The following is a 22,751-nucleotide window of genomic DNA, read 5'->3' as shown; positions in this document are numbered from 1 at the left end:
GTCTAAATATTCCAACCTATTAGACATATTAATAGAATTTTTAACGATAGATCACAGTTCGATCAGTCGATAATCCGGAGAGATTCAGCGTTATGGCGCAAATGTCAGTTCCAACTCCACTGCAAACCATGACTTTTCCGCTGCATGGTGCAAGGCTAATTGAAGCTTCGGCGGGTACGGGTAAAACCTTTTCCATCGCGGGTTTGTATTTGCGACTCCTACTAGGGCATGGCACTGCCGATACGAAGCACCGCGTGCCGTTGACCGTGGATCAAATTCTGGTGGTGACCTTTACCGAAGCTGCAACGGCGGAGCTGCGTGATCGTATTCGTGCGCGTATTCACGACGCGAGGATCGCATTCGCTCGCGGGAAAAGCTCAGATCCTGTGATTCAGCCTTTGTTGGAAGAAATCGAAGATCATAAGCAAGCCGCTGAGATCCTTTTGCAAGCAGAGCGCCAAATGGATGAAGCCGCGGTGTACACCATTCACGGTTTCTGCCAACGCATGCTGACGCAAAACGCATTCGAATCCGGTAGCCGTTTCAATAATGAATTTGTAACGGACGAAAGCCATCTCAAAGCGCAAGTGGTTGCCGATTACTGGCGTCGTAACTTCTACCCTCTGCCATTCGCTTTGGCAGGAGAAGTACGCCAACTCTGGGGCTCGCCATCGGATCTGTTGTATGACATCAGCAACTACCTCACAGGCGCGCCGCTAAGTCTCTCTGTTCCTGCAATGCAAGGTAGTCTTGCCGATTTGCATGAGCAAAACTTAAAGCAAATTGATGCTTTGAAAGCCCAATGGCGTTATAGCCAAGAGGATTTCCTCGCACTGATTTCTGATTCCGATGTCAACAAACGCAGCTACACCAAAAAGTCTTTACCGACGTGGTTAGAAGCGGTCAACGCATGGGCTGCGACAGAAACCACGGGCTATGACTATCCAGATAAGCTGGAGAAGTTCGCGCAGAATGTGTTGCTTGAGAAAACCCCGAAAGGCACTGCGCCACAGCACCCTGTGTTTGAGGCGATTGAAGCTTTTCTTGCCAACCCAATCAGTTTAAAAGCGCCGCTATTGGCTCATGCGATTGAGCATTGTCGCGTGATGCTGGCAAAAGCAAAAAATCAGAAGCAATGGTTGTCATTTGATGACTTGCTGACTCAGCTTTCTGCCTCGATTGATACCGATGAAACCGCCCTACTGACAGAGCGCATTCGCACGCTTTATCCGGTTGCGATGATCGATGAATTCCAAGATACCGACCCACTGCAATACAGTATTTTCAGCCGCATTTATTTGGATAATCCTGAGTGCGGGTTATTTATGATCGGTGACCCGAAACAGGCGATTTACGGTTTCCGTGGGGCGGACATCTTCACATACATAAAGGCGCGTAACCAAGTTAGTGCTCACTACACGCTTGGTACCAACTGGCGCTCAAGTGCCGATATGGTATTGGCAGTGAACCAGATTTTTGCTCTGCCAGATAGCCCGTTTATTTATGACTCCGACATTCCATTCCACCCCGTGGATTACAGCCCAAGTGCCGATAAACGCGTTTGGACTATGGGTGGTCAAAAACAGCCTGCACTGACTTATTGGCTGCAAGAAGCGGAAGATAAACCTCTGCCAAAAGGTGAATACCTCACAACTATGGCAGAGGCGACAGCAAGCCAAATTCAAACCATTTTGACCGCAGCGCAACAAGGTCAAGCGTGCTTGGTTAATGGCGAAAAGCAGAAGCCAGTTAAAGCGGGCGACATTGCAGTATTGGTGCGAACGGGTAGCGAAGGTCGCATGGTCAAGCAGGCGTTAGCAGACCGAGGCATTGCTAGTGTGTATTTGTCCAACCGCGATAGTGTGTTTACTAGCTCTGTGGCGCAAGACTTACAGCGTTTGCTGCAAGCGGTATTAACACCAGAAAACGACAGAGCATTACGCGCCAGCCTAGCATCAGAATTGTTCGCTCTGGATGCTGCCAGCTTAGACGCCCTCAATAACGACGAAACCGTGTGGGAAAACGCGGTTAACGAGTTCAAAGAATACCGCAAACTTTGGGTGCAGCGTGGTGTGCTACCTATGTTGCGAGCAGTGATCAGCAAGCGTCATATTGCTGAGCGTCTGCTAGAAGAAGGGGCGAGCTCACAAAACGAAAACGGTGAGCGAGTACTTACCGATCTGATGCACATTGGTGAGTTATTGCAGCAAGCAAGTAACGAATTAGACAGCGACCACGGCTTGCTGCGTTGGTTGGCGCAATCCATCAGCGATGCAGAACATGGGCTGGGTGGCAGCGATGATCAAATTCAGCGTTTGGAATCAGAGCGTAACTTGGTGCAAATCGTCACCATTCACAAATCCAAAGGTCTGGAATATGACTTGGTCTTTCTGCCATTTGTGTTTGGTTACCGAGAAGCGAGTGAAGCCAAATTCTACGACGCTGAGAACGACCGCACTGTACTTGATATCACGGGCAATGATGCGTCGTTAAAACAGGCAGATAAAGAGCGCCTTGCTGAAGACTTGCGCCTCATCTATGTAGCGCTAACGCGTGCCGTGTATGCCTGCTTTATTGGTGCTTCACCACTGCGCAATGGTCGCTCAACCAAAGAGCCAACCGGCGTGCATCACAGTGCGATTGGTTACTTGGTGCAAAATGGTCAAGAAGGCGGCATCAACGACCTGTTTGTAGGACTGAAGAAGCAGCAAGAGAATCTCGATAACGTGGTGATTTGTGATCCTCCAAAGCAGCACGACGAGATGTATGTTGCGGAGCAAACCGAGTTAGAAGCGTTGACAGCTAAAGAGCTGCAAAACCCAATTGATAGAAACTGGCGAATCACCAGTTACTCGGGCTTAGTTAAACAAGGTTCTCATCATGCTGAACATGACGCGACGATTGAAATCACCGGTTTTGATATCGACTCTTCAGAAGAGCAAGATGAAGCCGAATTGGTTGAGCCAGAACGCTCTATCTTCAACTTCCCGCGTGGCGCACGTCCGGGTACCTTCCTGCACAGTTTATTTGAGGAAATAGAGTTTACTCAACCTGCGACGACGGAAGAGAACACCCAAATCATCCTCGGTTTAATGGAAAGTGAGCAGCTTGATGAAGAGTGGCTGCCAATCCTGCAACAGTTGATTGATACCGTGCTGGCAACGCCTTTGGATAGAAAAGCACTGCTGCTCAATCAAAAAGGTCCTGCGCAACGTTTGGTTGAGATGGAATTCTTATTACCGATTGAAGTGCTGTCTGCACCTGCATTGAACCGCGTGATTCAACGTCATGACCCGCTGTCTGCTAAAGCGGGCGATCTGGGTTTCCAAACCGTGCAAGGCATGTTGAAAGGCTTTATTGACTTGGTGTTTGAGCACCAAGGCAAATACTACGTCCTTGACTGGAAATCGAACCACTTAGGTGATGATGTATTCCATTACCATGGCGATGCGTTGAAGTCGGCGATGGCGGATCATCGCTACGATCTGCAATACCAAATCTATGCTTTGGCGCTGCATCGTTTCTTACGCAGCAGATTGCCAAATTATGATTATGAACAGCACTTTGGCGGTGTTTATTACCTGTTCTTGCGTGGTATGGATGGGCAAAGTGATCATGGTATTTTTTCTGCCAAGCCAACCTTTGAATTTTTACAAGAGATGGATCATTTGATTGATGGTCAAGCACCTGACACGCGATCCAGTGAATCGGGTCAGATGGAGTTAATTTGATGAAAACCAATGATCTTCTTTCTGAGCAAAGCAGCCCTGTAGCAACACGAGATCTATTGGCAACTTTAGAATCGTTAGCAAACAAAGGTGCGATTCGCCAATTGGATTTCCAGTTCGCGCGCTTTATCTATTCGCAAGTTGAGCAACAAGCGAACAGCCAAGAACTGGCATTTATTGCTGGCGTGGTCAGCAGTGAGTTAGGCAAAGGGCACATCTGCTTGCCTCTGTTTGATAGCCAAGGGCAGCCAACAGACCTTGCCAGTAAGCTCGGTCTGTTTGGTGAATCCGCATTGGCGTTGAACACTCAGTTGCAAGGCGTTAATTGGGTTGAGCTTCTGCAAGCGTCGTCTTTGGTCGGAGCACAAGGTGAAGCCTTACCAATGATGTTTGATGGCGAGCGTCTCTACCTGCATCGTTACTGGCACTATGAAGTGACGTTGGCGGACAAGCTCAATCAACTCAGTGCGGCTGTAAACCTTCAGCCTCAAGAGTTCACACGTTTGTCTGAGTTGCTCCATCATTTATTTGCTCGTCAGTATCACTTTCTGTTCAATGCACTAGCCAAAGCGGCAGATGCAGGAATCAGCAATCAAGTGTTACGCCAGCAGCTAGTCTGTGACCATTTGGATGTGGTTACCGTAGACAGTCTCGATTGGGCAGCCATTGATACGGCAGTCAACCAAGCGAAACAAGTTCACGATCTACAAGTGCTGGACAAGCTTGTACCATTATCGGCTTGTGTTAACTGGCAGAAGGTCGCGGCAGCGGTAGCACTGACGCGTAGTTTTGCGGTGATTTCCGGTGGTCCGGGTACGGGTAAAACCACCACGGTGACCAAACTGCTAGCCGCGCTGATTGAGCAAGCAGGGCAAGAGAAAAACCTCACCATCAAGCTGGTGGCGCCAACAGGTAAAGCCGCAGCTCGTTTGACGGAATCTATTGGTAAAGCGATTCAAGAGTTGCCAGTGGAGCCTGAGCTTAAAGCGAAGATTCCAACCGAATCGAGCACTTTGCATCGCCTGTTGGGCGCGATCCCGAACAGTGCAGAGTTTCGTCACAACAAACAAAATCCGCTGCACCTCGATATTTTAGTGGTGGATGAAGCCTCCATGGTCGATCTATCGATGATGTACAAAGTTGTCGATGCGCTACCAAAGCATGCGCGTTTGATTCTACTGGGAGATAAAGACCAGTTGGCATCGGTAGAGGCAGGTGCGGTGCTCGGTGATATCTGTTCGTTCCACGCATTTGGCTTTGGAAAAGATCAAGCGTCTGCGGTCGCGAAATTAACGGGTTTTGACACCTTGGCTTACAGCACCAACAGTAATGCTTCGATTGCCGATAGCTTATGTATGCTGCAAAAGAGTTATCGATTCGATGCTCGCTCCGGTATCGGTCAGCTAGCAAAAGCGGTTAATGCTGGCTCAGCCGCAAAAGTAGACGACGTTTGGAATCGTGATTTTGCTGATATCGAGCATTTCGCACTGAGTAGCCAAAACTACAATCAGATGATGCAGACTTTGGTTGCCGAATATGGTCGTTATTTAAAACGCATCGGACAGCAAGAGATTGACCAAAAGACAGGGGAACCAGAAACACTGACCCACAAAGCTAAAGCCGTGTTGGATACCTTTAATCAATGCCGATTATTGTGTGCTATCCGTGAAGGTGATTTTGGTGTGACCGGTTTAAACCAACGCATTGAAAAAGCACTCGCGGCACGTAAGTTGATTCAAACCCAAGATGAACTTTGGTATCACGGCAGGCCAGTGATGGTCACGCGTAACGATCATGGTTTAGGATTGTATAACGGTGATATCGGTATTTGTATGCGAGACGACAGCGAAGGAGAGCCGCGTCTTAAAGTGTTCTTTGAACTACCGGATGGCAGCGTGAAGTCGGTGCTGCCAAGCCGAGTCCCTGAGCATGAAACCGCATATGCGATGACCATTCATAAATCACAGGGCAGTGAGTTTGAGTACACACTAATGATACTGCCGCCAGATTTCAGTCCAATCCTCACTCGCGAGCTGATCTACACAGGTATTACTCGTGCAAAGAAACGCCTTGCGATGTTCGCTGAGATGAATGTTCTCAAGCGCGGAATTAAAGTAAAAACCACCCGAGCGAGTGGGTTGGTTGAGCGACTTAGAAATTGAGTTTACTCATTCAAAAGTGAGAAGTTTTCATGAACTGAATATGTTTTTATGTGGCGGGTCGTAATCCCGCCATTTTTATGTCTGAGTCATTCGACCTGCATTGAACCCCATGCTTTTTCGACGATATTGTTTGAGCTTTGATGTCGAGTGAGGTGTGACCGTGGATTTTTCCTGGCTTCTACATATCGCATTTATCGCTTTTTTTGTATCGGGTGTTGCGTTGTTTATTTGGTTTGTAGTGCTAGGCGCTTTTCTCGTCTTCTTTACACCCAAAAATGTAAAGCAGTACGCTTTCAACGAGCGACATTTTTCTGAAGTTGAGCTAGCCAGCAGCTCCGGTTTTCATTTTGGCTCTCTTATCTATGGCACCGGCCTGCTTGCGACCATCGCATTTCCTCGACTTGGGAAAAAGCGGGGACTGAGCGATGTACGCAGCATAAGTCCTCAATGGCTTATTAAGGTTAGCGTGGTTTATTGGTTGATGCTGCTAATCATTCTATTCGTTATATTTTCGACGTTATTAATTATGATCTTTCACTGAGCATACGTACAAAAAGACCGAGCGCGATGCTCGGTCTTTTTTAATTTTGTGTAAACGCATTGGTAAATGACACGCTGCGAATTTTGTACTGTTGTTGGTAAGCCAAGATAAAATCTTTAATGGCGTCATTGACGGGGAACACGCAATGGACGTCTAGCCCTTCCAGAAAATGGTTATCCGCCATATCCCAAAAGCTTTGAAGTGAATTGCAAATAATGGTTCTCATAACAGTGCTCATCTTATTCATTTTAAGAGTAACAACTGTCCTTGATGCGTCATGCAGCGCGATGGAGCTCGCTCTGCACTTTAGGGTGAACAATATTCACCTAGATCCATTTGTGAGTTGATTAAAAACCAACCGTTTGTCGCGCAGAGTATAACCAACCATGTGTATATTGAAAAGGTTAAATTGCGACCAATGTCAATGTAAAGCTTTGCATAATGATATAGACACTGAATAAATAACGTTTTGTTATTCTTCAGAGATCTAATGCCAGAATCTTCGATTTACGTTGGAAGTTATACAGCCCTTGTTTTGCCCCCGGAAGGTAATCAACATTCACTTCATAGAAGCCTTGTTCTCTAAACCAATGCAGACTGTGTGTGGTCAGCACAAAGATCTGATTGATGTTGTCTGATTTTGAACGATGCTTCATATAGTTCAGTAGCAATAGCCCACGGTTTCCATCACGATAGTCTGGGTGGATCGCCACACAAGCCATCTCTGCTTTTTGCTCTTCGATATATGGGTACAAAGCCGCGCAACCGATAATCAAGCCGTCTTTCTCAATGATGGTGAACTTATTGATTTCTTGCTCAAGTTGCTCGCGAGAGCGCCTTACTAGCACGCCTTGTTCTTCTAATGGGCGAATCAGATCTAAAATACCGCCAATGTCATCGATGTCCGCTTCACGTACCTGTTCGGCACTGGCCATCACAACCTGCGTACCGATACCATCGAAAGAGAACAATTCTTGGATGAGTGCGCCATCAACTTTGTAACTGATTAGATGGCTTCTTGGCACACCAGCACGGCAAGCCGAAATCGAGCCTTTGAGAAAACGTAATGTTCCAGAGTTATAGTCGGAATCTGGTGAGGTGTCAGCCATGAGTTTTGTGATGACATGCTCGGCTTCAATAGGGAACAATTCCGCGACGGCGTTACCATTATCATCAATAACCCCTTGCTCAGAGCAGAAGCCAATCAATTTATCCGCACCAAGCTTAATCGCTAGCTGAGTCGCGACTTCTTCTGAGGGAAGGTTGAAGCATTCCCCTGTCACTGAGCTGGCGATTGGGCCGAGTAATACAATTGAGCCTTGATTGAGGGTGCGGTGGATTGCATCGGTATCAATTCGACGAATGCGTCCGCTGTGGCAATAGTCGACACCGTCATCCACACCGAGTGGCTGAGCAATGACAAAGTTGCCGCTCACAACGTTAAGCTGGGTACCCGCCATTGGCGTGTTGTTAAGGCTCATGGATAAGCGCGCGGTAATTGCCAGTTGAAGCTGTCCTGCGGCTTGCATAACTACCGAAAGCGCAGCTTCATCTGTGATTCGAACGTTTTTGTGGTATGGCGTAGTAAGGTCTTGTTTCTCTAGTAGTTGGTTGATCTGTGGTCTGGCACCATAAACAACGACGACTTTAATACCAAGGCTGTGCATTAAAGCAATATCATTGATAATGTTACCAAAGTTTTTATCGGCAACCGCTTCACCTCCTAGCATTAATACCATGGTTTTTCCACGGTGAGCATTCACATAAGGTGTGGATTGACGGAATCCTTTAACCAGAGCAGTACTACGAATTTTCACTACAGCCATTCCTTGTGTTTATTTATGCTTTAATATTGTCTTTTTATTCAAGCGTTAGCAAGGTAATTTTTTGGAATAAAGCACAAACATCGTGAGCGTGATGCTTGGTTGTGTTTGGTCGATGGGGGTACAATGTTCCCGTCTAGTTCAAACACGTGAGCCTCATGTCTTCAGTTGTAAATAAGAATGCTGCGATCGCTGCTCAATCAGAGCAAAATATCTCTACAAAATCGCCACTTCGTAAATGGATCGAACGTTCGCTTATGCTAACGGCGATCGTAGGAACGATAGTTGTATTTATGATGTATGGTGATTTGATCACACGCTATATCAATCCACCAGTTTCTAAGTCTGTGATTTATGGCAAGTGGGTAGAGCAAGACGTGGCGCCATATGCTCGTGAAGAGTTTATTCTTAGTGAGCGTGGTGTAACGGTGAGAGGGTCAACCGTGGCGACGGATTTCGAATTTGATGGTGATACGCTTTCTTATAAGGTCGGCTCTACAGTGCGTCGATTTGACTTCCTCGATCAGCATCATTCTGAAATGAAGCTGGATTCAAATGCCCACTATCTGCCCGTCTTTCACCTAGAAGGTCATTCGAACCTAGCTATTCGCTAGCGCTTCATATTCGTAAAATTCTTTCTATAACTGCTCGCTGGGTCTCAGTGTGAGAGGGCTGGCGTTTTCGGGTATCTTAAAATTCCTGCCACTTCCATCAGACATTGTCCGGACAATCGTTTGATTACATTGCTGTTATTATCCTCAACCCAGTTTAAATGGATAAATTGGCAGCAAACCAAGCCTTTGCCTTATCGCTGATACACTTTGTCGCAGCTTTTCAATTGCGTCGCTTGCATTTGTTTGCCATCCTTTTGCTATCTTCTTTTATGGAAAAAATACGTGTTTAAAAAACTCCTTCCTATTGTCTCTTTAAGTCTGCTATTTGGTTGTGCGGCTGAGCCAGAACAAAACCTACTTGCTAAGCAAGATTACGATGGCGAGTTTTCGCATATCTTGAACAAAGCTGATGTCGTTGAATCCAACAAGCCACAAGATTTCACTGAGTTCAACAAACAAGCAGAACAGGTTGTGACTAAGTCGCCTTCAATGGCAAAAATGTATCAGCCACTTTACGAGAAGTTGAGTGAATGGGCATTGCAGAGTGGTGACACGACTGCGCTCAGTGCTTACGGCATTCAAGCCGCGCAGCTTGGTGGTGGTGATAAGAAGGGCAACGTGTTGTTCACAGGCTATTTCTCTCCTGTGATGGAATTGCGTCATCAACCGAATGAAACATATAAGTACCCGGTTTACGGCAAGCCAAAATGTAGCTCTGATTGCCCAACTCGTGCTGAAATTTATAACGGTGCGCTTGAAGGGCAAGGTCTGGTATTGGGTTACGCACCAAACCGTATTGATCCATTCATGATGGAAGTGCAAGGCAGTGGCTTTGTTCATTTCGAAGATGACGATACGCTGGAATACTTTGCTTACGCAGGTAAGAACAATAAAGCGTACGTGAGTATTGGCCGAATTCTAATTGAGCGTGGTGAAGTGCCACGTGAAGAGATGTCACTCAAAGCCATCAAAGACTGGGTGATGAAGAATGATGAAGCAACAGTTCGTGAGTTGCTAGAGCAAAACCCTTCTTATGTGTTCTTTGCTCCACAAGCGGATGCGCCAGTAACGGGCTCTGCAGGTATTCCACTATTACCAATGGCATCGGTAGCAGGCGATCGTTCGATTCTACCTATGGGTACGCCAATTTTGGCGGAAGTGCCATTGCTTAATAAAGACGGTACATGGAGTGGGGCGCACCAGCTTCGTCTTCTTATTGTGTTAGACACTGGCGGCGCGGTGAAGCAGAACCATCTTGACCTATACCACGGTATGGGACCACGTGCCGGTACAGAAGCGGGTCACTACAAGCACTTTGGTCGAGTGTGGAAGTTGGGCTTGGAAAACACGCCAACGCAAGCACCTTGGGCTTTGCCGCCAGAGAAGTTACAATAAGCGCCTAGCGAGAGGAATCACCTCTCATCATCTAGACATTTCCTCAAAGAGTGCGTATAAATCGCACTCTTTGTTTTTCTATCGATCATCTGGAACTTCAATATGCGTGAACTCGATACTCCGGCATCTGACAGCTATAACCAACGTTTTGGTGGCACTCGTCGTCTCTACGGTAACAGCGAAGTAGAAATCCTTCGTGCTGCACACGTGTGTGTGATTGGTATTGGTGGTGTAGGTTCATGGGCGGTAGAAGCGCTCGCACGTACTGGTATTGGTGAGTTGACGCTTATCGATATGGATGACGTGTGTGTGACCAACATTAACCGTCAAATTCATGCGATGACTGGCACGGTTGGTCAAAGCAAAATTGAAGTGATGGCAGAGCGCGTTAAGCTGATTAACCCAGAATGTAAGGTCAATCTGATTGACGATTTCATCACGCCAGATAACCAGCACGAGTACTTGAGCAAAGAGTTCGATTACGTGTTGGATGCGATCGATAGCGTAAAAGCAAAAGCCTCTCTACTGGCTTACTGCCGTAGTAACAAGATTAAAGTGATCACGACAGGCGGTGCTGGTGGTCAAATCGATCCAACCCAAATCATGGTGGCGGATCTGACCAAGACAATCCAAGACCCACTGGCGAAGAAGATCAAAGACACATTACGTCGTCATCATAACTTCCCGAAAAATCCAGCGCGTAAGTTTGGTATCGATTGTGTGTTCTCTACCGAGCAATTGAAGTACCCACAAGCCGATGGTTCAGTATGTGGCGTGAAATCGACAGCAGAAGGTCCAAAACGTATGGACTGTGCGAGTGGTTTTGGCGCAGCGACGGTTGTAACCGCAACGTTCGGTTTTGTTGCGGTATCACGCATCGTTGAAAAGCTGATCCAAAAGCATAAGAAGTAATTCAGAGAAGAGAGTGCATCATGACTGATTTTCCTGTTTCGCCGTTTGGCACTGACATCACCAGTGAAGACATCGCCGCAACCATGCAGCAATTTAAAGGTTGGGAAGACCGTTACCGTCAGGTGATTCAATGGGGTAAAAAGCTGCCTCAAATGCCTGAAGAGCTTAAATCAGAGCAAGTAACCGTATCTGGTTGTGAAAGCCTAGTGTGGTTGGTGAGCAAAGAGCAAGAAGGCGTATGGCACTTCTGCGCTGATTCTGACGCGCGTATTGTTCGTGGTCTAATTGCCTTGGTGATGGCGGCTTACGATGGCAAAACGGCAGAACAAATCCAAGCGTTTGATATTGATGCTTACTTTGAAAAACTCGGTTTAATTACTCACCTAAGCCCATCGCGTGGCAACGGTTTGAAAGCGATTGTTGAGCAGATCAAAATGCAGGCTCAGTAGTTGGCGTTAGTTAAAACCGCGTAAAGAACAGAATAAAGAAAAGGGTTGAAGCCAAACGATTTCAACCCTTTTTCTATAAATCTACGGCGGTATTTTTATTGTTAAAGCATATCGACCGCTTTTTCGACTGCTGCAATCAGCTTTTCAACATCTTCTAACGTATTGTAGATACCAAAAGAAACACGCACCGTGCCTTTGACGTTGAGCGCATCCATCAGAGGATGAGCACAGTGATGCCCAGCGCGAACAGCGATACCTTGTTGATCAAGTAAAGTAGCAATGTCTTGGTGGTGAACGCCATCCATTACAAAAGTAAGCACTGAAGCATTCGGCTGATAACCGAGGATTTGAATGTCATCCAATTGGCTTAGTGCGTGGTAAGCTTTGTTCTGCAGAGAATGAAGGTGTGCCTCTACTGCGGCTTGATCGAAGCCTTGGTACCAATCGATGGCTTTCGCTAGAGCAATCGCGCCTGCGACGTTCGGTGTACCTGCTTCAAACTTACCCGGCAAGGCAGAGAAGGTGGTTTTCTCAAACGAGACTCTTTCGACCATTTTGCCGCCGCCGTGCCATGGTGGCATTGCTTCTAAAAGGTCGAGCTTGCCATACAGTACGCCAATCCCAGCGGGTGCGTACAGCTTGTGACCAGAGAAGACATAGAAATCAACATCGAGCTCTGCCAAGTTCAACTGTTCATGAACAATGCCCTGTGCACCATCGACAACGACAACTGCGCCTACCGCATGTGCCATGGCGATGATTTTCTCGATAGGTTGACGAGAGCCCGTCACATTGGTGATTTGTGCGCACGCTACTATTTTACAGCGCTTCGACAACAGTGCTTCAAACGCATTGATATCGAATTGGCAATCGGAGGTCATCGGAACCTTAATGATTTTTGCGCCCGTTTGCTCTGCGACAATTTGCCAAGGCACGATGTTCGCGTGATGTTCCATTTCACTGATTAAGATTTCATCACCCGCTTGGAGTGTGCTTCGAGCATAAGTTTGCGCGATGAGATTTAGTGCTTCGGTTGCGCCTCGAGTCCAAATGATTTCTTTTGAACTGCTCGCCCCAATAAAATTCGCAACAGTTTCACGAGCCGCTTCAAATTGGCTGGTCGCGTTGGCTGTTAAGCTGTGACTGCCACGGTGCACGTTAGCATTTTGTGCACTGTAGTAACGGCTAATCACATCAATCACGCACTGCGGTTTTTGCGTTGTTGCTGCGCTATCAAGGTAAACCAAAGGCGATTGGTTTACGTCTTGATTTAGGGCTGGGAACTGTTCGCGTACAGCGTTTACGTCAAACATTATTCGTCACCGAATTCGTGATAATGCAGTGTCGGGATAGTAACTAACGGCTCTGCGACCATCCATCCATGCTCTTTACCAGAAAGTTTGATAATGATTTCCATCGCGAACTCAAGTGCGGTTCCTGGTCCCTGACTTGTCAGTAGGTTGTGATTCACATCCATGGTGACACGTTTAGCTCGCCATTTGTCTTTAGGAATATGAGATTGGAAGCTTGGATGGCATGTCATCAAGGCTTCAGGGTAAAGGTTGTGGTGTTGCAAAACCAAAGCAGGAGCTGCACAAATTGCCGCAACCAGCTTACCTTCGTACATGTGCTGTTTCAGGATCTCAATCATGATGGTGCTATCACGGAAGGTTTCTGCACCACCTACGCCACCAGACAGAACAATCGCATCAAACTCGTCATCGGCAATATCGATCAGCTTGCAATCCGCGGTAAGTGTCACGCCTCGAGACGCTTTCATAGTCAGTGCACCATCGAAATCTGCGCTTGCGACGGTTACGTCATAGCCAGCTCGAACCATCAAGTCGATAACGGTTACCGCTTCCATTTCTTCTGTGCCCGGCGCGATAGGTACTAAGATCTTTTTATTCATTGTTCTGTCCAGCTTTGTTCAATCTGTTTGATGCGTTGATAGAGTTTGGCGTTCTCTGGCGTACTAATGTGATGCTTTTCAGCAGCTTTCAGCAAATAGCCGGTAATAAAATCAATTTCGGTGCGACGCTGGTGATAAACATCTTGTCTCATTGAAGAGTAGTTGGCTGCTGTTGCGTTCACCACTTGCATAACAGTGGTGTGAAGAGAATCAAAATCGACCTTTATCCCTTCTTTATTCATTACCTCCACCAACTCACGGGTGATGTTCGCCAACTCGGTGGCAAATTCCGGAGCGGCAAGCTCACCATTCTTACATTGATGAATGGCGGTCAGGGGGTTGATAGCACAGTTGATCGCAAGCTTGGTCCACAGTGCAGCGTTGATATTTGGGTTCCAATTCACCTCTGGCAAAGCGTGATTCATCACCTCCGCTAAGAAGTCACATTGAGCACCTTTTGCATTAAAACCACCTAGTTGAGTATTTCCCTGACCAGTATGCAGAACCTGCTCTTTACTTGGTTTGTAAGCACCGTGTGTTGTTGTGGCAACGATTAATGGGTTATCAGCAAGTTTGGTTTCGATGAGTTGTGCGGTTCCCATTCCGTTGTGCATCAACATTATGATGGTGTCAGTGTTGATATAAGGAAGAAGAGGCTTAATCGCGGTTTCCACTTGCCATGCTTTTACTGTCACAACAATCAGATCTGCACTTTGAACAGAAGGGATGTGCTGATTAGAAAAATTGATTGCTGGATGGTCATCAAGTTGGAGCGACTGCTCGCTGTTTGAGCTTCTTCCCCACAAGGAAACATTGTGTCCAGCAAGTTTGAATTTAGTTGCCCAAAGTGAGCCAACGGCTCCTGGACCTAAGATGAGAATATTCACCAAACGCTCTCATTAAAAAGGTTTGCTGCAAGGATAATGAGGGAAAAAAGGAAAGCAAATAAAAATGGCGCCAAGAGGCGCCATTTTTGGGGAACTTATCGGTTCTATTAGAACTTGTAAGTTACAGCAACGTAGTGTGCTACGCCTGAAGAGTCAACAGTTTGAGTCCATGGTAGTGCTTTACCATCTTCAAAGCCGTATACGTCTTTGTATAGTTTCAGGCCGTAACCAACTGCGAAACGATCAGAGTGCCAGTAGATACCGTTGAACATAGCACCGCCGTTTGACGTGTTAGTGTTGAACTTGTTGCCTTCTTTGTCTTCCATACCAAATTGGTAATCGATGTAACCTTGGTAAGAAATGAATGAACCGTTCTCGAAGAAGTAGAATGGTTTGAACCAGTTAGTCGAGATTTGGAAACCGTTCCAATCTTTGTTGTTGCCGTAGTATGAACCGTATAGGTTTAGGCCTACTTTACCCAACCAAGGAACCATTACGTCAGAACCTAGACCGATTTTTTGGTTGTTTACGCCAGAGTTACCACCCCATTCCATAAGAGTTGCAACGTATAGCTCTTGAACTGGACCGAAAGACAGGTCTTTACCAGTTAGTGCGTCCAGAGACATACGTGGAGCGAACTTCATGAAGATTTTTTCTGCGCCAGCTTTGTCGCTGCCTGGGTCAGAAGCTAGGTTGAATACGTCAACGTAACCGTATAGGTCGAAGATACCAGAGCGACCGCCGAATTCCATCTCTAGGTAATCGTGGCTAGATTCTGGACCTGCACCTTTCTCATCGAATGCACCCATTAGGTTGAACTGCATCCACTTGTAATCGTTCTTGTGGATATCGCCGTCTGAGTAGTCAGCAGCCATAACTGGAGCTGAAGTAGCCGCTAGAAGGCTAAGAGCTAAAAGTGATTTACGCATAAGGGGACTCTCTATGTTTGTAATGATTCAGAACACGCAATCTGTGCTGCGCTTTCCAATTGGCGGGAATAATAGCGATAAAAATCCCAAATGAAAGTGATAAAGGATGCAAAAATGAAGGTTTTTCGTGAGCACTGTCACGAAACAAGTTTATTTCACGGAACTTTTTGTTTGTTGCATTGATTTGCAATAAATATGTGACGCATGTCGTTTGCGTAATCGTTTTTATGACTTTTTAAGCCAGTCGATTAACCAACACAAATCGTTAGTGATCTGACTAATAGGCCATTCGTATCAGTTGAGGAACCAAAGAGGACGTTTGAATGAAAGAAGTCATGTTATTCCCGTTAACCTCAGTCGTTTTACCAGAAGGCAAAATGAATCTGCGTATTTTTGAACCTAGATACAAACGCATGGTGAAAGAATGCAGCCTCCAAGATTCAGGTTTTGGCGTTTGTCTCGTTGGTAATGACGGCGATCCGAAAGCTGTGGGAAACGTGTCATCCATCGGAACCTTGGTCACCATCGTTGATTTTGAAACACTCAGTGATGGGCTTCTTGGCATCACCGTAGCGGGAGAGAGACGTTTTATTGTCAAAAGGGTGAGGGCTGATTCTGATGGCCTTCGCCACGCGGAAGTAGAGTGGTTAGATAATTGGCAAGAGCCAAGGTCTCATCCCGACTTCCTCTATTTAAGTCATCAACTCGCTCATGTGTACGAACAATTTCCTCAATTAGGGACGCTTTACCAACACCGCTTTTACGACGATCCATCATGGGTCGCCCAAAGATGGCTTGAACTTCTCCCACTAGATTGTGAGCTGTTTGAGCAGTTGGTTGGAGCAGAAGATTGTCTTCCTGCACTGCACTTTCTTAATGATGCCATAGAAGCCCCACTTCAAAGAGAGACTAGGATATGAAAGGACTTACAAAAACTGCAGTAACTTTGGTTGCTGTGCTAGGGATTGCTGCGTGCGGGTCTGACAGTGACTCGATTGAGTATTCGAATTTGCAAGCGGTACATGCCTCTTCTGATGCGCCTCTTGCAAATGTATGGATTAACGACCAAGCCGCTTTGACGGGCGTCGATTATGGTGTTGGCTCTGGTTACGTGATGCTACCTGAAGGGGCAAACTCAGTTCAAGTTGATGTGCAGTTGCCAGGTGGAGATGTCGCTACGGTCGTAGACAAAACAACGCTCGATCTGGACTCGGATCTTAATTACACCGCATTTGTCGTGGGTGACGCTTCTGGAACACCAAACCCTGTCGAACCTCTTATCGTGACTCGAAGCGCGACTTCCATGGCTGATGCAAATAGTTTAGATGTTCAGGTGGTACATGCTGCTTCTGGCGTGCCAGCTGTTGATCTTTACGTCACTGAACCCGGTGCAGCGTTAGCAGACTCGTCACCGATTACTAATCTAGCTTATAAAGCGTCGACGGATGTGCTGAACATTCCTGCAGGCGATTATCAAGTGAGACTAGCTGTGGGTGACACAGTAGCGTTTGACTCGGGAACCATTCCTCTTCCAGCCAATGCTAACTTGACGATTGCTGCTATCAAAACGGGGGATTCCAACAGTACTTCTCCGGTGAAGTTAATGGTATTGGATGGTTCTGGCTCTTCTATACTTGAAGATACGGGAAGCCAAGCAGAAGTGCGCGTTGGTCATTTAGTCGATGGTGCACCTGTTGTTGATGTTCATGTTGACGGTGCTGCGTTTGCTCCGCTTGCGGATCTGGAATTTAAACAAATTCGTGGGTACTTGGACCTTGCGCCAAAAGCATACGATATTGATGTGTTCGTTGATGGTACAACGACAGATCCAATTATCGCTGTTGACGGATTAGAAGTGAAAGGTGGTATGGATTACAGCATCTATGCAGTTGGCGTTGTAGCCCCTGCAATCGCAATCGAACCGCTTGTAGTCGAAGACATGCGCCGTTCAGTCGCAACCAGCGCAACGTTAAATGTTACGCACGCAGCAGCGAATCCAGTGGCTGCAATGGTAGACATCTATCTCACAACCAGCGCAGGAATCGACGGAAGTGATCCAGCAATAGCAAACTTCGCGTATAAAGATAGTGTGCAAGGCGTGTACGTTGCCGAAGGTTCTTATTTTGTCACTGTGACAGTGGCGGGAGACCCAAATACAGTAGCGATTGATTCTGCACCTGTAACGGTAATGAACGGCGTCGTATATCAAGTAGTCGCCATCGACGATGGCAATAACGGTGGCTTCAATCTTATTGTTGATGACATCACCGACTAGGACGAAAGGGGGAGGGGGAAACTCCTCCCAATGATTAAGGCTGATTATGATGAGTGAAAGCCCACAAAAGCTCGGGCGAAGCGAATGGAACGATTATATGGACAAAGTGAAAGCGCGAGACAAAGACGCTTTTGCCTTCGTATTTCGTTTTTATGCACCAAAGCTTAAGCAGTTCGCCTACAAACATGTTGGTAATGAGCAAGTTGCAATGGAAATGGTGCAAGAAACCATGGCGACTGTTTGGCAAAAAGCTCATTTATATGACGGCACAAAAAGTGCCTTGTCGACATGGATCTATACCATCATCCGTAACCTTTGCTTCGACCTTTTAAGGAAACAGAAAGGTAAGGATTTACACATTCATTCTGATGACATTTGGCCGTCAGATTACTACCCACCTGATTTGGTTGACCATTATTCACCTGAGCAAGACATGCTCAAAGAACAGGTAGTCAAATTTTTAGACATACTGCCGAAAAACCAAAGAGAAGTACTCCAAGCGGTGTACCTTCAAGAACTTCCACACCAACAGGTCGCAGAGTTGTTCGACATACCTTTGGGCACCGTGAAGTCTCGCTTGAGGCTAGCGGTAGAAAAGCTGAGGCATTCGATGCATACGGAGCAATTATGAACAAACATCCAGACAAAATATTGTTAGAGGCATATGCTTCGGGAAGTATTGATGCGGTTTCTGGTCTGGTGGTTGCCACTCACCTAGAAACCTGCCCTAAATGCCGAGCTTATGTCAATCAACTAGAAGCGGCTCAGGCCAGTGTTGTGAACGATATACCATCTGTTTATGACTCTGAGTTCGACAGTATGTTCAACGACATCATCACTGCAGAACCAACGTCTGACAGCATCATCATTAGAGATGTCGCCAAAGTCATGGTCGCAGGCAAAGATTTCAAACTGCCGAAAACACTAAGTCGTTTTTCAGACTTGGTGGGCGAATGGAAGAGCTACGGGGGCAAAGTCTACAGTGCGCAAGTTGATTTAGGGGAAGAAGCGCGCGTCAACCTGATGTACATCAGCGAAGACGTAAGAATTCCGCAGCACACGCATAAAGGTCAGGAATCAACACTCGTATTACACGGTGGTTTCAGTGATGAGGACGGGCATTACGAAGTTGGGGATGTACTCGTACGAGATGCATCTGTAAAACATAGCCCATTTACTAAGCCTGGCGAAGATTGCTTATGCCTAACTGTGTTGACAGAGCCAATGATTTTCACCCAAGGGGTTGCCAGAATATTTAATATGTTTGGCAAGGGCATGTACCCGTAAGTACTTAGCGGTCAAAAAAACCACCGAAGTCGGTGGTTTTTTTTCAACTGTTTTTCTTTAGTCTCTTTGCCTTGCTTTTTCGAGTAGTTCGGTAAAGTAGTGGCGTAAAGAATAGAGCATGATCAAACTTGGAACGACCATGACTGCGGTAATCGCAAAAAAGGTTGTCCAGTCATTCAGATAATCAACTAATTCGCCGCTGAATGAAGCTAGCGTCGTTCGTCCAAAGTTGCCCAGTGAAGCTAGCAGCGCGTATTGAGTAGCTGAGAAAGCTTGCCCAGTCAAAATCGTTAAGAAGGAAACAAAAGCGACGGTCGAGAAAGCGGTCGTAAAGTTATCGACAATGATTGTTGCTAGGAACAAGTGCTCGTTCGGGCCCACCTTCGCAATCCAAGCAAACATCAAGTTACTTGCCGCCATGGCGATACCGCCAATCATCAGGCCACGTACAATACCAAACTTAACGTTGAACATGCTGCCAACAAAGGTGAACAGCATGGTCGCACCCCAGCCAATCAGTTTCGAGTAGTAACCAATCTGTTCGTTGCTAAAACCAATTTCTTTGTAGAAAGCGATCGACATACGCCCTAAGAAGGCTTCACCAATCTTAAATAGGAAAACAAACAAAAGAAGGGTGATGGCAACACGAACGCCATTTCGGTTAAAGAAGTCTAAGAAGGGTTCTACAACCGTTACGGTAAACCAAGCCACTACTTTAGAGCCCACTACCTCTTTATGGCGTTGCTCCGCTTCAGATTGAAGTTGCTCTCGTTGAGTTTTCGGTTCACCGACCAATAGAGTAAAAATCATCAGTAAAACGACAATAAACGCCATTCCGTAGTAGACACCGTTCCAACCGATACTGTCAGCGTTGATGAAAGCTAAATAGCCCGGTAAGGAATAACCTGTCCACCAACCAATCACCGCCATAGCTGAAGCTTGCGGAAGTTTAGATTGCTCCGTTTTAGGGAATGTATCGATACGAAAGGCGTCAATGGCAATATCTTGTGTTGCGGAAGCCGTAGCAATACACAGCGCAAGAAGTGACGTTAACATCAGGTTTTCTGCTGGGTTTACGCCGGCAATAAATAGCGTCGCAACTAACACTATACTTTGGCATAAGAAAATCCAGCTACGTCGTTGTCCCAATAAACGATGCAAAACAGGCAATTTGACACGATCGACCAATGGCGCCCATAGAAAGTTGATCGCGTAGACCGCGAATACGCTACCAAAGTAGCCGATCGCAGAAAGTGTTAAGCCAGCATCTTTCAGCCAGCCTGACATATTTGAACCGATAAGCACCCATGGAAAACCGCTGGAACAGCCAAGCATGAAAACCCAAAGCAGGCGTTTATCGAGGTAACTTTTTACCGTTTCCAACCATGTGATGGAAGGTAATGAAGACATAAATCAATCCGTTAAAATAGAGCCACTAAAAGAGAAAGCCCTTCGAATATTCAAAGGGCTTATGGTTTTGGCTATTTGAGTAGTGTTGCTTTGGTGATGACGATTTGCGTCTCTGGGACATCGCGCATGCGACCGATAGATTTGGTTGGCTGAGCGGCCATTTTTTGAATGACATCGAAGCCTTCAGTGACTTCGCCAAATACTGCATAACCAGGTGGACGAGCGCCATAGTTTAAGAAGTCATTGTCCACGAGGTTAATAAAGAACTGGCGCGTTGCAGAATCAGGAGCGTTTGTACGTGCCATCGCGATGGTTGCACGGTCATTGTTCAAACCGTTGTTACCTTCGTTTTTGATTGGCGCATAAGTTTTCTGCATCTGCATATCTTGATTAAAGCCGCCACCTTGCGCCATAAAACCAGGAATCACACGATGGAAAATTGTACCTTCGTAGCTGCCGTCTTCCACGTATTTGAGGAAGTTAGCGACAGTAATCGGTGCTTTTTCTTCATTGAGCTCAACAGTGAAGTTACCTAGCGTGGTTTCAAACGCCACTTTAGGACCAGCGAAAACGCTGCAGCTTAATAGCGCGAGAGAAAGAATGGCTTTGCGTAGCATTAGAATCGCTCCTGCATGTATTGACGAAGCTCAGGGTCATTCGCGATTTCTTTCAAAGTAAGAGCAACAACATCATTAAGAGTTTGCTCAATATCAGAGTCTGAAGCGCTTAGTGTGCCTGAACGTTTAGCAGTACCAGTATAGGTCTTAACTAGCTTGCCTTGCGGAGTTTCTGCTGTGATTTCTAGAACCACTTTTGCATCCATCTCGTTTTCCATTACAGAGTGCTTCACGTTTACTAACGCTTCTTGCACTTCAAGTTCGATTGAGTTGTCGCTGTTCAGATCAGAGTGGAAACCTTGAGAAGAGAATTGCTTCTCCAATGCTTCTTCAAGAGAAATACGTAGGTTCTGCTTCGCGTGAAGTGGCAAAATGTTTGAGCGACCGTTGTCGACTAGCGCAACGTATTGTGCGGCGCGTACATCTTTACTGGTTAGGCTGTAGCTTTTGCCTTGCACGATAGGGTTAGTGCTTAGCGTTGTTTCAGGCATCAGGCTCAGTTGAGGTTGCTGTTGTGGCGCTGAACATGCAGCAAGCAAGGCAACCGAAGCCGCTAGTACCAGTTTTTTCATCTTATTATTCCTTTTAAACATTTTGCTAAAGTCAGGACTTTATTGCTTAGCGCCTAATTTAGCAGGATTTTTCGTTGCCTGTAAAATCACGAACTTATTGTTAGAAGCGACTAATTTCACATTTTTGTCGCCGAATAGACGTTTCAGCTTTGCATCGTAACCAAGGTGACGGTTACCTATGACCAATAACTTCCCACCTTGGTTCAGAATTTGTTTTGAGTCACAGAACATTTGCCAAGCGATATGGTCGGTAATGGCCTGTTGCTGATGGAAAGGTGGGTTACACATCACCATACATGTGCTTTCAGGTTTGAAGTCGTCTAAACAGTTGTTCGCGATACATTCAATATCTCGGCCTTCACCTAAGTTAGCGATAAGGTTTTGCCTTGCAGACTCCACCGCCATAAAGCTCTCATCAACACAAGTTAGGTGAGCTTTTGGGTTTAACTGCCCCATTTTGATGGACAAAACACCATTACCACAGCCCAAGTCGATAATGTTTTTCAACTCAGGGTCTTGAGGCAGGTGCTGCAACATAAAGCGTGCACCTAAATCCAAGCTTTCACCTGAGTAAACATTTGGCAGGTTTTTCAGTTGAATGTTCTCTCCGTCTACGCCCCAAACTGTCATCGGATCTACGGCATGGATTGGCTGCGCGGTTGCGTGAGAAAACACCAAACGATGCTTTTTCCATGCAAGGGAGGTGGTGGTTTCACCCAAGTATTTTTCGAAGAGCTTCAGAGTAGAAGTGTGGATTTCTTTGGCTTTGTTCACCGCAATAATAGGGCAAGAGGCCGGAAGCGATTTACGTAATTGACTTAACAACCAAACCAAATGGCGGTTGCTTTTCGGCAATTGCATCAAAACCAAATCTGTATTCTCAGGGATCTCATCCATCGTACTGAGAAAGGCAACGTGCTTACATTGGTTATCTTCGAGGTTTTGTTTGGCACCTTTATGAGAAATAAAAGAGTCACTCATCAATGTGACATTATGTTTCTCTGAAAACCAGCATGCCAACGCGCCGAAATTATCATTGATAACCACGATGTTTTGATTCTCTGGCAGCGCTAATTCTTCTACGTGATTGATAAGGTACTCATCACCCGCATCCCATGCTTGAAGAGTCTCATTGGAGCGCCTTGGGAAACGATGTAGCGTGAGGCTACGATCGTGAAGGTCTAATTCGGTTTTCATAACTAAACGTAAGTGGATTTGGAAATTAGTGATTATTGTCG

21 protein-coding genes are annotated in these 22,751 nt (G+C 46.3%); 11 read left to right on the top strand and 10 right to left on the bottom strand.

The window, feature by feature from the left end:
- Positions 1-92: 92 nt before the first annotated feature.
- From recB to ATB78_RS13315, 3 genes are all read left to right on the top strand, one after another.
- Positions 93-3,731: an exodeoxyribonuclease V subunit beta gene (gene recB, locus ATB78_RS13325; protein ID WP_061008889.1), complete on the top strand. Its 3,639-nt coding sequence runs from the start codon at positions 93-95 to the stop codon at positions 3,729-3,731.
- Positions 3,731-5,890, top strand: coding sequence for an exodeoxyribonuclease V subunit alpha (gene recD, locus ATB78_RS13320; RefSeq protein ID WP_061008888.1), 2,160 nt, complete (start codon positions 3,731-3,733; stop codon positions 5,888-5,890). Before recB ends, recD begins: the two co-directional genes overlap by 1 nt.
- A 160-nt stretch (positions 5,891-6,050) precedes the next feature.
- Positions 6,051-6,431 carry a hypothetical protein gene (locus ATB78_RS13315; RefSeq protein WP_061008887.1) on the top strand — a complete coding sequence of 127 codons (381 nt, stop codon included), beginning with the start codon at positions 6,051-6,053 and terminating at the stop codon, positions 6,429-6,431.
- Between the two features lie 40 nt (positions 6,432-6,471).
- Here the strand turns inward: ATB78_RS13315 and ATB78_RS13310 are convergent, their stop codons facing one another.
- Both ATB78_RS13310 and argA read right to left on the bottom strand, forming a co-directional pair.
- Positions 6,472-6,657 carry a hypothetical protein gene (locus tag ATB78_RS13310; protein WP_009707458.1) on the bottom strand — a complete coding sequence of 62 codons (186 nt, stop codon included), beginning with the start codon at positions 6,655-6,657 and terminating at the stop codon, positions 6,472-6,474.
- Between the two features lie 253 nt (positions 6,658-6,910).
- Positions 6,911-8,248 (bottom strand): amino-acid N-acetyltransferase, encoded by a 1,338-nt coding sequence (gene argA, locus ATB78_RS13305; protein WP_054823935.1) that lies wholly within the window; start codon positions 8,246-8,248, stop codon positions 6,911-6,913.
- Positions 8,249-8,412: 164 nt separating this feature from the next.
- Between argA and ATB78_RS13300 the strand changes: the two genes are divergently transcribed.
- The 4 genes from ATB78_RS13300 (at position 8,413) to csdE (ending at position 11,624) form a co-directional block, all read left to right on the top strand.
- Positions 8,413-8,868: a DUF2850 domain-containing protein gene (locus ATB78_RS13300; RefSeq protein WP_005436607.1), complete on the top strand. Its 456-nt coding sequence runs from the start codon at positions 8,413-8,415 to the stop codon at positions 8,866-8,868.
- 282 nt (positions 8,869-9,150) lie between these two features.
- The gene (gene mltA, locus ATB78_RS13295; RefSeq protein WP_020195467.1) at positions 9,151-10,263 is read left to right on the top strand and encodes a murein transglycosylase A; all 1,113 of its coding nucleotides are present in this window, start codon (positions 9,151-9,153) and stop codon (positions 10,261-10,263) included.
- A gap of 102 nt (positions 10,264-10,365) precedes the next feature.
- Positions 10,366-11,175 carry a tRNA cyclic N6-threonylcarbamoyladenosine(37) synthase TcdA gene (gene tcdA, locus ATB78_RS13290; RefSeq protein ID WP_005427322.1) on the top strand — a complete coding sequence of 270 codons (810 nt, stop codon included), beginning with the start codon at positions 10,366-10,368 and terminating at the stop codon, positions 11,173-11,175.
- Between the two features lie 20 nt (positions 11,176-11,195).
- The gene (gene csdE / locus ATB78_RS13285; RefSeq protein WP_061008886.1) at positions 11,196-11,624 is read left to right on the top strand and encodes a cysteine desulfurase sulfur acceptor subunit CsdE; all 429 of its coding nucleotides are present in this window, start codon (positions 11,196-11,198) and stop codon (positions 11,622-11,624) included.
- Positions 11,625-11,725: 101 nt separating this feature from the next.
- Here the strand turns inward: csdE and csdA are convergent, their stop codons facing one another.
- From csdA to ATB78_RS13265, 4 genes are all read right to left on the bottom strand, one after another.
- Entirely contained in the window at positions 11,726-12,937 is a 1,212-nt protein-coding gene (csdA, locus tag ATB78_RS13280) for a cysteine desulfurase CsdA (RefSeq protein WP_061008885.1), read from the bottom strand.
- Positions 12,937-13,536 carry a DJ-1 family glyoxalase III gene (locus ATB78_RS13275; RefSeq protein ID WP_061008884.1) on the bottom strand — a complete coding sequence of 200 codons (600 nt, stop codon included), beginning with the start codon at positions 13,534-13,536 and terminating at the stop codon, positions 12,937-12,939. Before ATB78_RS13275 ends, csdA begins: the two co-directional genes overlap by 1 nt.
- Positions 13,533-14,423, bottom strand: coding sequence for a 2-dehydropantoate 2-reductase (gene panE / locus ATB78_RS13270; RefSeq protein WP_061008883.1), 891 nt, complete (start codon positions 14,421-14,423; stop codon positions 13,533-13,535). Before panE ends, ATB78_RS13275 begins: the two co-directional genes overlap by 4 nt.
- A gap of 107 nt (positions 14,424-14,530) precedes the next feature.
- Positions 14,531-15,352, bottom strand: coding sequence for an outer membrane protein OmpK (locus ATB78_RS13265; RefSeq protein WP_012128732.1), 822 nt, complete (start codon positions 15,350-15,352; stop codon positions 14,531-14,533).
- Between the two features lie 323 nt (positions 15,353-15,675).
- Here ATB78_RS13265 and ATB78_RS13260 point away from each other — a divergent pair, with 323 nt between their 5' ends.
- Genes ATB78_RS13260 through ATB78_RS13245 form a run of 4 tightly spaced genes read left to right on the top strand, consistent with a single transcriptional unit; the run spans position 15,676 to position 18,914 of the window.
- Positions 15,676-16,272: an LON peptidase substrate-binding domain-containing protein gene (locus tag ATB78_RS13260; RefSeq protein ID WP_020195471.1), complete on the top strand. Its 597-nt coding sequence runs from the start codon at positions 15,676-15,678 to the stop codon at positions 16,270-16,272.
- Positions 16,269-17,627: a DUF4397 domain-containing protein gene (locus tag ATB78_RS13255; RefSeq protein WP_061008882.1), complete on the top strand. Its 1,359-nt coding sequence runs from the start codon at positions 16,269-16,271 to the stop codon at positions 17,625-17,627. The genes ATB78_RS13260 and ATB78_RS13255 overlap by 4 nt, the downstream gene beginning before the upstream one ends.
- A gap of 46 nt (positions 17,628-17,673) precedes the next feature.
- Entirely contained in the window at positions 17,674-18,258 is a 585-nt protein-coding gene (locus tag ATB78_RS13250) for an RNA polymerase sigma factor (RefSeq protein WP_005529413.1), read from the top strand.
- Positions 18,255-18,914, top strand: coding sequence for a ChrR family anti-sigma-E factor (locus ATB78_RS13245; protein WP_061008881.1), 660 nt, complete (start codon positions 18,255-18,257; stop codon positions 18,912-18,914). Before ATB78_RS13250 ends, ATB78_RS13245 begins: the two co-directional genes overlap by 4 nt.
- 57 nt (positions 18,915-18,971) lie before the next feature.
- On the opposite strand, the gene ATB78_RS13240 is transcribed toward ATB78_RS13245, so the two are convergent.
- The 4 genes from ATB78_RS13240 to ATB78_RS13225 form a co-directional block, all read right to left on the bottom strand.
- Complete coding sequence (locus tag ATB78_RS13240) at positions 18,972-20,324, bottom strand: MFS transporter (protein ID WP_020195475.1); 1,353 nt, start codon at positions 20,322-20,324, stop codon at positions 18,972-18,974.
- A gap of 71 nt (positions 20,325-20,395) precedes the next feature.
- On the bottom strand, positions 20,396-20,941 hold the full coding sequence (locus ATB78_RS13235; protein ID WP_009707446.1) for a peptidylprolyl isomerase: 546 nt from the start codon (positions 20,939-20,941) through the stop codon (positions 20,396-20,398).
- The gene (locus tag ATB78_RS13230; RefSeq protein ID WP_061008880.1) at positions 20,941-21,513 is read right to left on the bottom strand and encodes a YajG family lipoprotein; all 573 of its coding nucleotides are present in this window, start codon (positions 21,511-21,513) and stop codon (positions 20,941-20,943) included. The genes ATB78_RS13235 and ATB78_RS13230 overlap by 1 nt, the downstream gene beginning before the upstream one ends.
- Positions 21,514-21,552: 39 nt before the next feature.
- Positions 21,553-22,710 carry a methyltransferase gene (locus ATB78_RS13225; protein ID WP_061008879.1) on the bottom strand — a complete coding sequence of 386 codons (1,158 nt, stop codon included), beginning with the start codon at positions 22,708-22,710 and terminating at the stop codon, positions 21,553-21,555.
- Between the last annotated feature and the right edge of the window lie 41 nt (positions 22,711-22,751).

The organism is Vibrio sp. CUB2 (assembly GCF_001557945.1).
Lineage (GTDB): Bacteria > Pseudomonadota > Gammaproteobacteria > Enterobacterales > Vibrionaceae > Vibrio > Vibrio owensii.
Note: the sequence above shows the minus strand (reverse complement) of the source record. Positions and strands in the feature narration are given on the sequence as shown.